The 798-nt window shown below is 43.7% G+C and carries 1 protein-coding gene and 1 pseudogene; both read right to left on the bottom strand.

Annotation, left to right across the window (positions count from 1 at the left end; all coding sequences use genetic code 11):
* A partial coding sequence (locus IM267_RS21450; protein WP_226848268.1) for a hypothetical protein occupies nucleotides 1-183 on the bottom strand: 183 nt, incomplete at its 3' end.
* A gap of 526 nt (nucleotides 184-709) precedes the next feature.
* Nucleotides 710-798, bottom strand: a pseudogene (locus IM267_RS21590) (RHS repeat-associated core domain-containing protein); the annotation flags it as partial.

The following is a 798-nucleotide window of genomic DNA, read 5'->3' as shown; positions in this document are numbered from 1 at the left end:
ATATAAAGTGGAGAAATCGTTTTTATTATATAAACTCTGATAGTAATAAACCTTTTGTTGAGCTTCGCTTCTTACCTCCGCATCATCCTGTATAACAGAAAGATTTATAAGCCGCCATGTAAGTGCGGCGAGCACAACAAAAAAAACGCCCACTGCAATCGAAATATATTTCTTGTTTATCATTTAATTACCCCAATAATTCGGACAGGCATCGAGAAACTTGAGAGCACGTTAACTCTCCACCAAAAACCCCTAGCCCGGGCCCCACACTAAGCGATCCTGAAAAATTCCCAGCCGAATCCTTTGTTCCTGAACCAGCAAGCTTGCCCATTAACCCTCCGGAATATATAATACCTTTCGACTTGGTTTCACCAAGGGAAGTACCGCCTCCAGAAATAGTTCCTGATACAGATAGCCCGCCAGCAAATCCTATACCGCTGTGATCACAAAGAATATAGTACGCACAAATATCACTATTTCCTAATGCCCTTTCATTTGTCCCAATTGATATTCCAGTAGCAAAACTTCCACCACTAAATGCGTCTAAAGAACCTCCAATGTCAACAGAAAGTGAGCCAGATGGGGGCAAATATGTCGGCCCATTAGCTGCGTCTATTGCTGTCGTTACATCATCATATGACATGTTACCTTCCGATGCAGCATTCGTTGCGGAACCCAACCATTTCCCAAATTCACCGCCAAACGCCATTAGCCCCAAAGGGTCTATTTTCGATACGGGATTTAATGGATACTGATACAAATTCCACCCGCCCCGCAACCCTATCGGGTCCTGCGTGA

It is taken from the genome of Enterobacter cloacae complex sp. P15RS (genome assembly GCF_014895905.1).
GTDB lineage: Bacteria > Pseudomonadota > Gammaproteobacteria > Enterobacterales > Enterobacteriaceae > Enterobacter > Enterobacter quasihormaechei.
The sequence above is the reverse complement of the archived record's forward strand: the minus strand, read 5'-3'. Positions and strand labels throughout refer to the sequence as shown.